This window comes from Mycobacterium gordonae, assembly GCF_017086405.1.
Lineage (GTDB): Bacteria > Actinomycetota > Actinomycetes > Mycobacteriales > Mycobacteriaceae > Mycobacterium > Mycobacterium gordonae_D.
Genome location: NZ_CP070973.1, coordinates 5,036,822 through 5,051,562, shown reverse-complemented (window position 1 = coordinate 5,051,562; position 14,741 = coordinate 5,036,822). Strand labels below are relative to the sequence as shown.

General features: G+C 64.4%; 9 protein-coding genes and 1 pseudogene. 4 read left to right on the top strand and 6 right to left on the bottom strand.

Annotated features, from left to right (window positions below):
* Positions 1–253 precede the first annotated feature (253 nt).
* Entirely contained in the window at positions 254–553 is a 300-nt protein-coding gene (locus JX552_RS32615; protein WP_241010664.1) for a hypothetical protein, read from the top strand.
* Between the two features lie 70 nt (positions 554–623).
* Here the strand turns inward: JX552_RS32615 and JX552_RS21360 are convergent, their stop codons facing one another.
* The 3 genes from JX552_RS21360 to JX552_RS21350 all read right to left on the bottom strand — a co-directional run bounded on the left by JX552_RS21360 (position 624) and on the right by JX552_RS21350 (position 5,624).
* Positions 624–2,120, bottom strand: a complete 1,497-nt coding sequence (locus JX552_RS21360) for a PE-PPE domain-containing protein (protein WP_205873886.1) — start codon at positions 2,118–2,120, stop codon at positions 624–626.
* A 145-nt stretch (positions 2,121–2,265) separates the two neighbouring features.
* On the bottom strand, positions 2,266–3,756 hold the full coding sequence (locus tag JX552_RS21355) for a PPE family protein (protein WP_205873885.1): 1,491 nt from the start codon (positions 3,754–3,756) through the stop codon (positions 2,266–2,268).
* A gap of 356 nt (positions 3,757–4,112) precedes the next feature.
* Positions 4,113–5,624 carry a PPE family protein gene (locus JX552_RS21350; protein ID WP_205878600.1) on the bottom strand — a complete coding sequence of 504 codons (1,512 nt, stop codon included), beginning with the start codon at positions 5,622–5,624 and terminating at the stop codon, positions 4,113–4,115.
* Between the two features lie 618 nt (positions 5,625–6,242).
* On the opposite strand from JX552_RS21350, the gene JX552_RS21345 reads away from it, so the two are divergent.
* Both JX552_RS21345 and JX552_RS21340 read left to right on the top strand, forming a co-directional pair.
* Complete coding sequence (locus tag JX552_RS21345; protein ID WP_241010663.1) at positions 6,243–7,955, top strand: ABC transporter ATP-binding protein; 1,713 nt, start codon at positions 6,243–6,245, stop codon at positions 7,953–7,955.
* A complete protein-coding gene (locus JX552_RS21340; RefSeq protein WP_205873884.1) occupies positions 7,952–9,724 on the top strand; it encodes an ABC transporter ATP-binding protein in 1,773 nt (590 codons plus the stop codon). Before JX552_RS21345 ends, JX552_RS21340 begins: the two co-directional genes overlap by 4 nt.
* A 28-nt stretch (positions 9,725–9,752) precedes the next feature.
* On the opposite strand, the gene JX552_RS21335 is transcribed toward JX552_RS21340, so the two are convergent.
* The 3 genes from JX552_RS21335 to gjpA all read right to left on the bottom strand — a co-directional run bounded on the left by JX552_RS21335 (position 9,753) and on the right by gjpA (position 12,637).
* Entirely contained in the window at positions 9,753–10,436 is a 684-nt protein-coding gene (locus JX552_RS21335) for a GAP family protein (protein WP_205873883.1), read from the bottom strand.
* Between the two features lie 40 nt (positions 10,437–10,476).
* Complete coding sequence (locus JX552_RS21330) at positions 10,477–11,301, bottom strand: class I SAM-dependent methyltransferase (protein ID WP_205873882.1); 825 nt, start codon at positions 11,299–11,301, stop codon at positions 10,477–10,479.
* Positions 11,302–11,425: 124 nt separating this feature from the next.
* On the bottom strand, positions 11,426–12,637 hold the full coding sequence (gene gjpA / locus JX552_RS21325) for an outer membrane porin GjpA (protein ID WP_205873881.1): 1,212 nt from the start codon (positions 12,635–12,637) through the stop codon (positions 11,426–11,428).
* A gap of 410 nt (positions 12,638–13,047) precedes the next feature.
* Between gjpA and JX552_RS34240 the strand changes: the two are divergent.
* A pseudogene (locus JX552_RS34240) lies at positions 13,048–14,696 on the top strand (AMP-binding protein); the annotation flags it as partial.
* Positions 14,697–14,741: the final 45 nt, after the last annotated feature.

Genomic DNA, 14,741 nt, shown 5'->3' with positions numbered 1-14,741 from the left:
CTCACGCAAAAGTAAGAGCGGCGATATCTGAGGCAACTCAGCCGTAGGAATGCAGTCCGCGAGATTCCGCTGGCGGGCCGCAGTCTGGTAGCACACGATGCAGATGATGGAGCTCGCCAACCAGCACCGTCGCGGTTAGTTCGACGGAAGCCGGCGCGGCAGAGAATTTCATCGCCCACCACCGGTGTGGCGGTAGCAAGCGCCGTGTTGCACAGTGTCAGCAGGGCATCAACAGAAACGGGCGGTGGGAACCATGTCTGACACGCTTCACAACGAACACCTCGGCCATGACCACGTACATGGAGACGGGTGTGGCCACGTAGCGATTCCGCACAACGACCACGTCGACTATCTGCACGATGGTCACGTTCATCGGCAGCACGGCAGCCATTACGACGAATGCGAGCCGGCCAGTCACACCGTTCATGAGCACCATGACCACGTTCACGGCGAGGGTTGTGGTCATGTTGCCGTCCCCCACGGCGATCACGTGGACTATGTCCACGATGGATGCCGGCACGCTGCTCACGGCGAGCACTACGACGAGCACTGACGTGCGGCAACCGCGCGTCTGATCATCCATTCGTCAAGTGCGGGGGTCATCTGCCGAAGGCGCTCCGCGATCAACCGGCCCCGAATGGAGGAATATTCAGGGCGCGCAGCAGTGAGCCGGCGATGGTCGTCGTAGCGGACACCACCGTCACACTCGGTTGTCCGAGGTTGATCGTGAGACCCGGATTCGGGGATGCCACGAAGGGATAGGTGTCGGGCATCGCTGAGGGGGGAAGCACTCCGGCCCACACCAAGTTGGCCTGCACGCCCTGCACGGTTCCCTTGAGCAAATAGGTGCCGACGTTTATCGGATTCACTACCGGAAACAGGCTGGCGGGGGTAGGAAGATTGGCGTATTCCGTGTTCGGGCCGCCGATGTCGCCGTAACCCAGATCGACCAGCACCCGCAATGGCGGTTGGATCATGTTGTGCAGCGGTTGTGGCAAGTTCAGCGGTCTTAGCAGCGGCAGATCCTGGGTCGGGATGAAGTAATAGGTGGTGTTGCCGGTAGATCCGGGCGAGACCGGCGCGACGATCGCGGTCGCGAGTTGTTCGGGCGTGATGTTCGGATATGTCGGACTCGGGCCCAGGTGGTCGTAATACAAGCCGGCATAAGCATTCGCGACGGACAAGAGGTTGATCGGGTAGCGGGGAAAGTGGGCGAAACCGTCGTATTGGATAGTGTAAATATCCGTAGGGTAGGCCAAATCCGGTGTCGCGCCACTGAATGTCTGGTTGAAACCGGGCAGGTAAAGCCCGACGAACCGTTCGAACTGGCCGCCGTTGGGATTATTGGGATTTCCCGTGAGTACGAATCGCACATTGGCCGGGTCAGGTGGGTTGGGGATGGTGCCGGTCGCGATTCCCTGCAGGTACTCGGTAATGATGGTCGAACTCTGGGAGAAACCGAAAACAGTGGTGTTGGTGTCCGGTGGTTGGGCTGCGATCGCCTGCTTGAGTATCTCGACTCCCCGAGCAACCGACGTGTCGAAGGTCAGGCTGTGCAATCCGGTGAGCGGCCAGCCTTGTTCGGGAGTGACCAATCCGGTGGGGACGGCCGTGTGTGGAGCGATGCGGGGCGCAATGTAGGCGTTGTAGACGTTGTTCAGATAGGTGCTGTCTGGGACGGGGTTGCCGGTACCTCCCATGATGAGAGTGGCGTAGTCGAGGGCCAGCATGGCTGGGGTCGGACCGGCCGTGCCGACCAGTGGATTGCCCAACAACGCTCGCCAGGGTGCATTGAGTGCAGCGACCAATTCGCCCTGGACCGCCTGCAGTGGTGACGCATTGAGCACCTCGGCGGCCGCATACGCTTTGGCCCCCGCGCTGAGCGCTTGAACGAACTGCTGGTGAAACGCGCTGACCTGTGCGCTGATCGCCTGGAATTCCTGACCATAGTTGGCGAATAGCGCTGCGACCGCCGCAGACACCTCGTCCGCACCGGCAGCTATCAGTCCGGTGGTTGGCACAGCGGTCGCCGCCTGCACTTCATCTAGCGCCGAACGGAGAGTCTGTAGATCCGCTGCCGCCGAAGCCAAGAACTCGGGAGTTACGGCAAGAAACGACATGGTGCCTCCTGCGCCTTAGCCGACACAGACGTGATCGCGGGATCGAGTGTCGAAAGCCGGGTGCCCGCCATGATCAGGGCTGCGCCGAACCCGGTAGCGCGGATGTACGGTCGAACATTCGAGGCTCCTCATCGGCATGGGCATTTCAGGTATACGGTTCTTCGGTTTGGCCCGACGATTGCGGGCCGGCGGGCTCCGGCGACTCTCCGCTGGAGCCGTTACCCCAAGTGTGGGGCAACATCGGCGCGGTCGGCCTGCTACCGAAGTCATCACCCAGGGTGAGCAATCCTTCGGGGCGAACGGCATCGGGCTTCGTTGCCGTTCCGGAAAATCCCAGCGATCCAGCACCCCGACTGGAAGCAGTTGTGTCATCGGGCGGGGCGTCCGGGCCGGCGTCCGTCCCTGAATCCAAGTCCAGAAATTCGTCGGCGTTGTCTCTCATCACTATCCGTCGTCGGCGCTTGGATCGCTGTTGTGCAGGTGCTCGTGACGACGCCGCGGCCGCCGCGGCGATGTCCGCGGCGGGTGCCGAGGCCTTGCCACGGTCGATCAATGTCGGCCCCTGCCCTCCATCGCTTCCGCCGCCCAACACCAGGTAGCCGAACGACGGGGTCCCGCCGGCCGGGGCGGATGCCGGCGCTGATGCTGGTGTCGACGCAGGCGTTGACCCCGTCGTCGCGGCGGGAGCCGGAGACATCGGAGCTGAGGAGCCCGCGGATCCGAAAACGGCGTCGCCCCTAGCCGTAGTGGGTGCCCGGCTTTCGCTGCTCACTCCGGGATCCTGGCCCGGCTGGGGAATGGCCGCGAGTCCGGCCAGGCCACTCAGTCCGGCAAGGCCGACGAGGGGTAGGAATGGCGTCGCCAAAAGGGCGGCGGGCGCGAAGAACAGGGTGTTGAAGATGACCTCGTAGGGCAGTGCCACGAATAGGAGAGTGGCGAGGAGCTCGGGGGAAGGGTTTTGCAGGAGAGCCTCTAGCAGCGGAAGAATGTAAGGCGGGCTATCGACGCCGAACAATTCATCCAGGATGTACGCGACGATCTTTTCCCACTCGGTGAGGATGTTGAGAGGGTTGAAGTCGGCGGCGGCAGGGGCACCGGATCTCAGCACCGGTGGGGCCGGCGGCGTGGTGGGTATCGCCGTGACCGCCTCGGCGGACACCGTTTGGTAGACGGTCATGGTGGTAGCGGCTTGCACCCACATTCGCACATAGTCGGCCTCGTTGAGTGCGATCGGAATCGTGTTGATGCCAAAGAAGTTCGTTGCCATCAGGGCCGCGTGGATGGCGTGGTTTGCTGCCAGCTCACCCAGGGTGGGCATGGCGGCCAGCGCGGCGGTGTAAGCAGTGGCTTCGGTCTCGTGCCGGGCGGCCGTAGTGGCAGCATTGGCCGCCAACAAAAGCAGCCACGCCACATACGGGGCATTGGCAGCGACATACGACTCCGCGCTGGGGCCCTCCCAGGCCATCGACTGTGTCTGTGCCACCACCGCTGAGAGTTCATCGGCTACTTCGGTGTATGTGATGCTCAAGGAAGTCCACGCCCCCGCCGCCGCCAGTAGCGGACCAGGCCCGGGGCCGCTGTTCAGCAAGGCCGAATGAACCTCGGGGGGAAGTGCCATCCAGACCGGGGCGGTCACCGCCGACCGGGCGCGATCGATGGCCGAGCGCCGATGCCCTGCACCGACTCAGCAATCGCGATTACAGACGACACGTCCAAGCCTCCTTGGCTCCCCTGAAGGCGATGACCGTAGGTCACCCCCGCTGTCCAAAACAATCACGCGCACAGTCCAGGCGGCGCGAGCCGCCGGGCCGCAAGGTTGCGTCGAACGCCACCCAAATCGCTGCCGTGGTGGCAGAGTTAAGCCCATCCGAGGCTGCCCTCATCCTGTCACCTCGGGGAACGGTTATTGGAAACGATTTTCATGTACTAATTTGCACCCGGGGACATCGTCTGTCAACTCCTGCATCAGGTCCGCGGTTGGCATTACGCTCCTCATTGCGGCGGCAGGTCATCGGTGTGGGCCCCGGTATGCCCTGTCTCGCGATGACCCGTGAACTGCGTTGGCCCTCCGCCACGTTCGCTGCCCCAGGTATGGGGCAGCATCGGCGCGGTCGGCTTGTTGCCGAAGTCATCGCTCACAGCTAACAACCCGGCGGGGCGTATGTCGTCACCCCAGTTGGCCGTCCCCGAGAATCCCAGCGAGCCCGCACCGCGGTCGGAGGCGGTTGTGCCACTGGGCGGACTGTCCGGGGACGCGTCCGGTCCCGAGCTGAGGTCCATGAATTCGTCGGCGTTGTCTTTCATCACGGTTCGCCGTCGGCGTCGCGAGCGTTGCTGTGCCGGTGTTCGTGCCGGGGCCGCGGCTGCCGCCGCGATGTCGGACGCCGGTGCTGAGGCCTTACCGCGGTCAATCAGCGTCGGGCCTTCTCCTGGGTCCGGAGGTCCGCCGAAAACCAGGTAGTCGAAAGGGGCCATACCGGCCGACGGGGCCGATGCGGGGGCTGGCGCAGGAGTCGATCCGGGTGCCGGTCCGGCTGCCGCCGCCGATGCCGGCGCCGGCGGCGCCGGCGCTGCGATCCCTGACCCGTACCCGAGTTGCGGCCGTGTGCTGGTCATCTGTGGTGGGAAATCGTCGCCGACGGTGGGCTCAAGGCTGGGCCGCCCCAGGGCCGCCAGACCGCCGAGACCGCCAAGGCCGCCGAGACCAGCCAGCGGCAGGAACGGAGTAGCCAATAGCGCCGCGGGTGCGAAGAACACGGTGTCGAAAGCGACCTCGTAGGGCAGTGCCACCAGCACCAGATAACCAAGCGTGGCCAGCGACGGATTTTCCAAGAACGCCTCTATCGCCTCAAGGACCGAGGGCGGGACCTTCACACCAAAGATGGCGTTCATGATTTCCTCGACGATCTTTTCCCAGTCGGCGAGAATGTTGAACGGATTGAAGCCGGCGGCAGCAGAGTTTTCGGACCGCAGCACTGGTGGGGCAGGTGGCGTGCTGGGTACCGCTGTCAGGGCCTCGGCAGATACCGTTTGGTAGACCGTCATGGTGGTGGCGGCCGCTATCCACATCCGCACATAGTCAGCCTCGTTGATTGCGATGGGAATGGTGTTGATTCCGAAGAAGTTCGTTGCTACCAGAGCCGCGTGGATTGCGTGGTTTGCTGCCAGCTCACCGAGGGTGGGCATAGCGGCCAGCGCGGCGGTGTAAGTGCTGGCCTGGGTCTCGAGCTGGGCGGCTGCCGCGGCAGCGTTGGCCGCCGCCTGCAGCAGCCAAGCCGCAAAGGGTGCGTTGGCGGCCGCATACGACTCCGCGCTGGGACCTTCCCAGTCTGCCGCCACCACCGCTGCCATCAGGGCCGATAGTTCTTCGGCCACTTCGGCGTATGTGACGCTCAAGGACGTCCACGCCCCCGCCGCCGCCAGTAGCGGACCGGGCCCGGGGCCACTGCTCAGCAATGCCGAATGAACCTCCGGTGGAAGCGCCATCCAAACCGGCGCGGTCACCGCCGATCGGGCGCGATCAATTGCCAAGCGCCGATGGCCCGCCCCGCCTCAGCTATTTGGACCACAAACGACCAATCCAAGTCCGTTCGGCTCTCTGAAGCTGTACCGCGGCACCCGCTCATCCGGTCGCTCATCGGTCGACAACGTCGTTGCTTGGTGAGGCAAAACACATTGGCAGAATTGCACTTTCGACTAGTTCTGGGTTTGCGGGGCGGCAGCTTGCCGCCTCGTCCGAGGCATCCCCGGATTCGTCGCCCCGACGACCGGTATTGGAAATGATTTTCATATAGTAATTTGCACCCGGGACCACTGCCTGTCAACTACTGCGTCGGGGTGCGCAGGCAGTTCCCAGGTTGGGACAGTTGACCGAAGGCCGGTCGCCAACGGCACCGATCCGGTGCGAGGAGCTACGACAGTGATGGGTATCTGGACGTGTCACGCGCCCTGGCGGAATGGCCGTGCGACCGTACAACCGGGGTGTGAACCTGCCGCAACTGGCTTGTCGAGTTATTGCCAGGCCGGACCGCTACACGACAGGTGCGATGGAGGATGAGCGTGCAACGACGAAGGGGATCATCGACATCTGGACGGCCGCCCTCGATTCTCAAGTCAGCCTGGGTGACACTGACTGCCTGCGCTGTGTTGTCGGCGGTCAGCTCCCTGGCCGGGATGGCGCCGCTGATCGCGGTCGTGGAAGTGACCCGACGTCTGCTGGCGGGTGATACCGATGTCTGGCCCGTCATCGTCGTAGCCGTCGTCGCGCTCGCCGTAAAGCAACTAGGTGTCCTGTCCGCCGGAGTGATGACGCATCTGGCCGACATCCAGATATCGTTTCGCGTCCGTCGCGAACTGCTGGTCAAACTGAGCAGGCTGCCCCTGAGCTGGTTCAGCGAACGCAACTCCGGCATCGTCAAGAAGGCCGTAGAAGACGACGTTGCGGCCCTGCACCGGCTTGTCGCGCATTCCATCGTCGAACTCAGCGCGGCGGCGGTACCGCCGCTGGCAGCGATCATCTACCTCTGCGTGCTGGACTGGCGGATGGCACTGGCGACCCTGCTTCCGGTGTTCGCCGGAATCATCGCTTACCAACGTGCGATGGCCAGTGCTGGAACGAAGTATCCGGAGTTCATGGACTGGCTGGTGCGACTGAACAGCGCTGCGGTGGAATTCGTGAACGGCATCGGTGTGGTGAAGGCATTCGGCACGCCCGGCGCGGCCAGTCGCCGGTTCCAGGAGACATCCCGGGCGTTCGCGCACTTCTTCTACGACTGGGCCAAATCCACGAGTGTCGCCGGAGTCATTGCCGAGATCTTGCTGTCGCCCCCGAGCATTCTGTTGGTCGTTGCGGCGACGGGCGGGATCCTGACCGTCGACGGGGAGCTGTCGGGAGTGAACTTCGTGGCATTCCTGGTTTTCGGCACCGTCATCACCGCCGGGTGGATGACCCTGCTGATGTCCGTGCACCCGTTGGTCACCGCCCTGAAGGTGTACCGCGGGATCACTGACCTGCTGTCCACCCCGGAGTTGCCGACACCGGACCATCCCGTGCAGCTCAACCCGCGGTCGGAGGGGCCGGTGGTGCGGATGCGCGGCGTGCGGGTCACCTACGGTGACACCGTCGCGCTCGACGGGATCGACCTGTGCCTCGAACGTGGCACCATCACCGCGTTGGTCGGCCCGTCGGGTGCCGGCAAGTCCACCTTGGCCAAGCTGCTGCCCCGGTTCGACGACCCGTGCGAAGGTGCGGTTGAACTGTACGGAGTCGATCTGCGCAGCATCGACCCCACGCAGTTGTACGAGCACGTCGCCTTCGTCTTTCAGGACTCGCACCTGGTGTCGGCGATGAGCGTTCGTGACAACATCCGCCTCGGTCGCCCGGAGGTGGACGACGCGGCGGTGCGTGACGCTGCGGCGAAAGCCCAGATTTTGGCCAGGCTCGACAACCTGCCGCGCGGGCTGGACTCGGTGGTCGGCGAAGACGCGGCGCTGTCGGCGGGCGAACGCCAGCGCGTGTGCATCGCGCGGGCGATTCTGGCCGACCGGCCGATCCTGGTCCTCGACGAGGCTACCGCCAGCGCCGATCCGGAAAACGAGGCCCGCATCCAGGAGGCGCTCAGCGAAGTCGCACGAGGACGGACCGTGCTGGTAATCGCCCACCGGCTCAACACGATTCGGGGAGTCGATGCCGTCGTCGTGCTGGAGGGCGGACGGGTCGCCGAACACGGTACGCATGCAGAACTCCTGGCGCGCAGCGGAATCTATGCGGGGTTATGGGAGCGGGAACGCGGCGCCGAACACGGTGTCGCCGAGCGACTGGAGTTGGGCCGATGACCATCATCATCCGCTACCTGCTCGATCTGCTTGATGCCCGTGGACGACGTCAGCTGCGCACGATGCTGGCATTGCAGGCCGCCCAGGGGATCTTGCAGGGGCTCGGTTTTCTGTTCGTCGTTGCTCTAATCGAGATTGTCTTCGACCGACCTGCCGATCAGGACCAGTTGTGGCGCTGCATCGCGGCGATCACCGTGACGGTCGCTGTCCATCACGGATTGTTGGCGTGGAGCACATCGCTCGCATATGTGGTCGGCACCGGCGTGCTTACGGGCTTCCACACCCGAATCGGAAACCATCTGGCTACCTTGCCGATCGGCTGGTTCGGTGCCGATCGGACCGGACCGGTGGGACGACTGGTCGCCAAAGACGCGGTGGATGTCGCGGACTTCCCCGCTCATCTGCTTCGGCACGTGATCGTCGGTGTCACTGCTCCGCTCACCCTGATCATCGGTAGCTATCTGTTCGACTGGCGCATCGGGACGGCCCTGACGGTCGGTGCGTTGCTGTGCGCGCTGTCGCTGCGGATGTACATGGGCATCGTGGCGCGCAACGACGGTCAGTACGAACACGACATCGGTGCCACAGCTTCGCGGATCGTGGAATACGCCCGGCTGCAGCCGACCCTGCGTGCCTATGGCGTTCTCAACCGCCGGGAACTCGGCACACTGGAAGAGTCCCTTACCCGCCAACAACATTCGCAGTCCCGGCTGACCATCCGCGGGGCCTGGGGTCTGATCGGATGCTTCGGCACCATGCAGTTGGTCGTGACGATGGTTATCGCGCTCGCGGTCTGGCTGACGCTGCGCGGTGAAATGGCCTTACCGACGATGATCGGATTGCTGATCATCACGCTGCGGATGATCGATCCACTGGCGCAACTGGGCGATCTGTCCGGCCATGTCCAGGTCACCGCCGACGCGATCGTGCGGGTGCGCGAGCTGCTGGCGGTGCCGGCCCTTCCGGAACCCGATGGTGACGTCTCGCCTGCCGGCGCCGACATCGCCCTGCGCGAAGTGCGTTTCGGCTACCGGCCGGATGAGGTCGTGATCAAGGGTATCGATGCCACGATCCCCAGTGGCAGCCTCACCGCGATCGTGGGCCCCTCGGGTTCGGGGAAGACGACGGTGCTTCGGCTGATCAGCCGATTCTTCGAGGTCGACGACGGCAGCATCATGCTCGGCGGCCACGATGTGCGCGAACTGGGCACCGGTAAGGTCGCGCGGATGACCGCGCAGGTCTTCGACGATGCGTACCTCTTCGATGGCAGCATCGCCGACAACTTGAGGATGGCCAATGCTGACGCCGCCGACTCCGAACTGCGTCGGGTGGCCGCGATCGCGCGCCTCGACGAGGTGATCGACCGATTGCCTGACGGCTGGGACGCACGGGTCGGCGAAGGGGGATCGGCCCTCTCCGGTGGGGAAAGACAGCGGGTGGCCATCGCCCGTGCCTTGCTCAAGAATGCTCCGGTGGTGTTGCTGGACGAAGCCACCGCGGCATTGGATGCCGTCAACGAGGCCGCGGTGGCCGACGCGATTTACGAGTTGGCGCGGGATCGAACTGTTGTTGTTGTGGCACATCGGCTTTCGACCGTCATGGATGCCGACCAGATCCTGGTTCTGGAAAGCGGGCGAATAACTGCACGGGGACGTCACGACGAATTGCTCGGCGCCGGTGGAACTTACGCCCGGTTCTGGGAGGAACGCCTGGGTGCGCTGGGCTGGCAGCTTCGGCCCGAACCGCTGTCCACCTCGGACCCAACGTGACCGTCGGTGACGAGCGGCTCGGGACGCGTTACCAGAGGTGCTGACTGTGCCGGAACGCGTCGGCGACGAGAGCAGCCCCGGCCACCACACACATCGCTCGCACCAGACGTGGCCCGTATCGGGTGATCACGCGCGTCACCGTGCGTTGCACGCGTTGCGCTCGTGGTGTGGGTCTGGTCGCCAGCAGGAGCACCAGCACCGGTGGTGCGAGTTCGACAGCGCAGTACCCAATCACCAATAGTGGCCAGAACCACGGCCGGGGGTGATGGGCACTCAGCATCGCCAGCGCGCCCAGATAGACCACGTCGGTCGCCGCCTGGCCGAAACCCAGCGCAGATCCGACGCACCCGAGCAGCCACGGCCGTTGTCGCATCACGGTGAATGCCCAGTGCGGCGCGGCTTTTCGGGCCGCCGCGGGATAACACGCCACACCGACAAGCAGCGCACCGACGACCAGCTCGCTGCGGTAGCGCAGCGTAGGGGTCAGTTCGAACGAGGACAGCCGAGTCAGCACGTCGACACCGAATACCACGGCGATGCCGAGGGCCGCGGTCGCGGCGAACAGGCCGGCGATGAAACTGAGACCGCCAGGCAGCGGAGAGCGGCGATGCAGTCGGCTGTCGTAGATGATCGCCGAAGTGGCACCGAGGTTGAGGACGTTGAGCGATTCGACGAGCGCCAGTCCCGACAGCGTCATCATGAGGGCAAGCATCAGCTCACCACCCGGAGTGACAAGCCCGGAGGTGCAGAGATCAAGGCGTTGTCGGGAGTCTGAACAAGTTGAACTTGTAGGTGTTGACCATCGACGGCGCCAGTCGCGCCAGCAGCGGCATGCCGTAGCGGCGTTGGGGCGGCCAGGTTTTGGCGATCTCCGGTTGCGGTTTGGCCAGGGTCCGGGTGTCGATCAGCTGCGGGCCCCAGCCCTCGATCTCCCGAGGATCGTCACACACCCACTGCAGCCGAGCGCTCACCTGCGCCAGCGAGCGATTGCGATCCTGGTTGTCCACCATCCGCCGGCCGGCGGTGTCGAAGCCGATCAACGCACCCGGGAACCGTTGACCAAGTTGAGTCAGGACGCGGCGTACTTCCTCGCCACTGAGATAGATCAGCACGGCTTCGCACAGGAACAGGTAGGGCCCCGGCGCGGCCGCCACAGTGTCGAACCAATCGGTGTCGAGCACAGAACCGGCAATCATCGTGCAGCGCTCGCTGTCACTGAAGAAGTGGCGGCGCAGCTCGATCACGTCGGGCAGGTCCAGGTCGAACCAGTGCACCTGTTTGTTGTCGAGGCGGTCGAACCGGGTGTTCAGGCCGGTCCCGAGTTCGACGACCGTTCCAGCGGGATGCTCGCGCAAGAACTGCGCCCCCCAGCCGTCGAATATGGATGATCGGGACACCGATCCGGACAATGACGAGCCGCGGAACTTGGTGAAGTCGTAGTCGATGGCATCGACGAGTTCGCGCGCACGGAGGTCGGCAAGCACCGAACGCCGCGCGGTCGCGTCACAGGCCCGCGCGTACAGCGGAATCAGCAACGTCTCCTGGACGTCGCCCAGTTCGGGCGCCGTATTGCTCATCAAGTCGCCTTCCGTGCCAGCGCTCGGTGTGGGTAGTCAACCGTCCGCCGCTGCCCGCAACGTTCGGCGGCGATGCCGGCAACAGATTCGACCAACCCGAGATCCGTTGCCGGCATCGACCAAACTAGCCGAGCAGCGTACCGCCCAACGCCCGCCCGACAACGTTGAACAGGTTAGCTGTGGCGGCAATGGGACCCACTCCGAGGGCGGGAATCGGCAATACGCCCACAAAGTCGTCCGAGTTGACGGCAAGCTGCAGACCCACCGAGTTCAGCAAAGAGCCGCCAACCCCTTCATACAGCGGCCCGCTGGCACCGGTAACCACCTGTCCCGGGCTGAACAAGCCGCCGAAGCCGAGGCTCACGCCAGTGACTTGTTCCTCGGAGCCGGGGCCGGCGAAGAGTTGGTTAACCAATGGTGCGAGCGGGTTGAGGTTCAGCGTGGCGCCGTTGAAGAACCCGTCGACGACGTTGGCCGGCGTGTTGATCAAGCCGTTGAGCGCCCCCATCGGATTGCCGCCGGTGATATCGGCCAGGATGCCGCCCGCGCTGTTGAGCGCCGCGACGCCCGGGCTGACGAACGGACCCACCGCGCCTATGAGCAGCCCACTCAACGGCGAAGCAGTGAGATTCAAGGCGCCAGCGAGTAACCCGCCCGCCGGTCCGCTGCTGAGGAACCCCTCCATGAGACCGTCGTACAACTGGACGTGTACGTCGAAAACGTCAACGATCTCGGTGCCGCTCGACTGCGTGATGCCACCCAAGGTGTTTTGCACGACCGCCGCCGCGACCTCGTTGGGCGCGCCGACCAGAGGCACCGACTGGGCTGCGACCTGCAGGTTCGCCAAGAACCCGGCCGGGTTGGTGACAAGCTGGTTCAACCCGGTTGAGACGCCACCGGCCAGCGTAGCTATGCCGGCGTCCCAGGCGCCGAATACCTTCTGGGCATTCTGGGATGTCGTCGTGAGGACCTGCTCCCAGCGGGTGATGGGGTCGATGCCGGCGGCTGCGGCAGCTGGTGCACCGGAGGCGCCGCCCATCAAAGTCCTTTGGGCGTTGGCGATTTCGGCGCTGACATAGGCCCCTGCGCCGGAGTTCACGGCGTTGACGAACTGCGAATGAAAACTCTGCGCGTGGGCGTTGACGGCCTGAAACTGCTGGCCTAAGTCACCGAACAGCTCAGCGATCGCGATCGAGACCTCGTCTTGCGCCGCGGCCACAACTGCCGTCGTGGATCCGGATGCGCTCGCCGATGCCTCGGCCAGCGATGAACCGATGCCGGCCAAATCCTGGGCTGCGCCCTGCACCAGTTCAGGTACCGCGATGACGAACGACATGTCGCACTCTCCTCGACTCTTCGGGACGATGGGCCCGCCGGCCAACCGCGATTTCCAACATGGGTCTCAAAGGTCGTCACGCATTGATGCAGGGACGTTCAGCGACGTTGCTGTGGTCCGTCGAGGGTTGCCGCCGGGCTAGCAGGCAGCGCTAGTCTGAAGCAGCCTTGTTGCACATCGTTTGCAGGAGCGTCCTTGTTGAACATGATTTTCATGTTATAAATTGCCTGCGGGACTTAGGTTTGTCAAACCTTGCGGAGCCGCGTCGCGGAGTCCACCAGTGGGAAGGGGTCTCAGTGTCATAGCGAACAACCGTCTGCAGCAGATAGCCCCAGAGCAGTAACCGGATCGCCCAGGACCGGAGCAATATATTCAATATATTTGGGTCGGGTCCACGGCGACTGGGATGGATGGCGACGCCTGGAACCGAAAGGGCTCAGTTCGTGCATAACCGGCTAAGCGCGCCGATCGGCGCCCTGCGCATCAACGAGGTAATCGCCGATTGGGTCGAGCGACGCCCGGATGCGGTCGCGGTTCGCATGGTGCGGGCGGCCGCACCGGACGTGTGGTCCTATCAACGGCTGTGGGAGCGGGTCAGCCAGATCCGCGATGGTGCCTTCGCTGACCTGCCGTGCGGCTCGCGGGTAGTGATGGCACAGGCCGGCGATGGCGACTACGTCGCTGGATTCCTCGCCGCCCTCGAAGCCGGGCTCATTCCGGTTCCGTTGTATCTGCCCGCGGCGGACGCGCCCGAACGGTTTCTGCGTCGGGCTCATCACATCTTGCAGGACTGCGAGCCGGCCGCGGTCTACACCAGCCCCGAACTCGTCGATGTGATCGGAGCCGATCCTGCCTTGGGTGGGCTTACCCTGCGGACGCCGGACTCGCCGGCCGTGGCCGCACAGCGGCCACCGGCCGACCCGGCGTCACCGATGCGGCACATCGCGTTCTTGCAGTACACGTCGGGTTCCACGGGTGAGCCGAAGGGCATTGTCAACACCCATGAGTCGGTGATGTACCAACGGACTTGCGGTGAGGCGATGTGGAACCGCAATGAGGACATCCACACCGTCAGCTGGCTGCCGCTCTATCACGACATGGGCATTTTCTGGGGGGTGATGCTCGCGCTCACGACCGGCGGCAGCGCGACGCTCATCCCCCCTTCGATTTCGTCCGCAGCCCGAGAATCTGGCTGGAAACCGTCGATCGCGTGCGCGGCAACTGGATTGCCGGCCCTGATTTCGCCTACCGGCTCTGCATTGATGCGTTCGATGACGCAGCGGTGGCCGATCTAGATCTCTCCTGCCTGCACTTGGCCACCAACGGCGCAGAACCGGTGCGCCCGTCCACGTTGAGCGGCTTCGTGGAGAAGTTTCGGTCGGCCGGACTGCGAGACGACGTCTTGGTGCCCCAGTATGGTCTCGCCGAGGCGGGTCTCGGCGTAGCGGGAACCGTCAAGCCTCGCCGCTGGGTGCAGGCAAGCTTTGATTCCGAGCACCTCAATCGCGGCCGCGCGGTCGAGGTTTCGTCGTCTGCGGAGGCTCGCCGCACCCGGACGTTGGTCAGTTGTGGTGACAGCACTCTGGGTTGGGATGTGCGCATCGTCGACCCGGAGCGCCGCACCGTCGTGCCGGACGGCGAAGTGGGCGAGATCTGGGTAGGTGGAGAGGGACTGCCGGACGGCTACTGGCGTCGACCCGAGGTGACGGCCGAAATCTTCGGGGCCACCACCGTAGCCGGCGCCGGACCCTATTTGAGGACGGGGGACGCGGGCTTCTTCAGCGGTGGTGAGCTGTTTATCTGCGGTCGCTACCGCGACCTGATCATCGTGGGCGGCGGCAACTACTTCCCCAATGACATCGAGTCGACCGTCGAAGAAGCGCGCTGCGGAGTCGACAGCGGCGGGGCGTGCGCAGTGCAACCCGAGACCTCCGACAGCTGGTGGCTGATCGTCGAAACCGCCGATCCCGCCGAAGATCTCGGCGATATCAGCCGAGTGCTACGACGCCGGATCCTGTCGGCGCACCAGACCGCGCCGGAACGCATCATCTGGGTGCGTCCACGCGTGCTACCCAGAACGACGTCCGGCAAGATCAGACGGCGC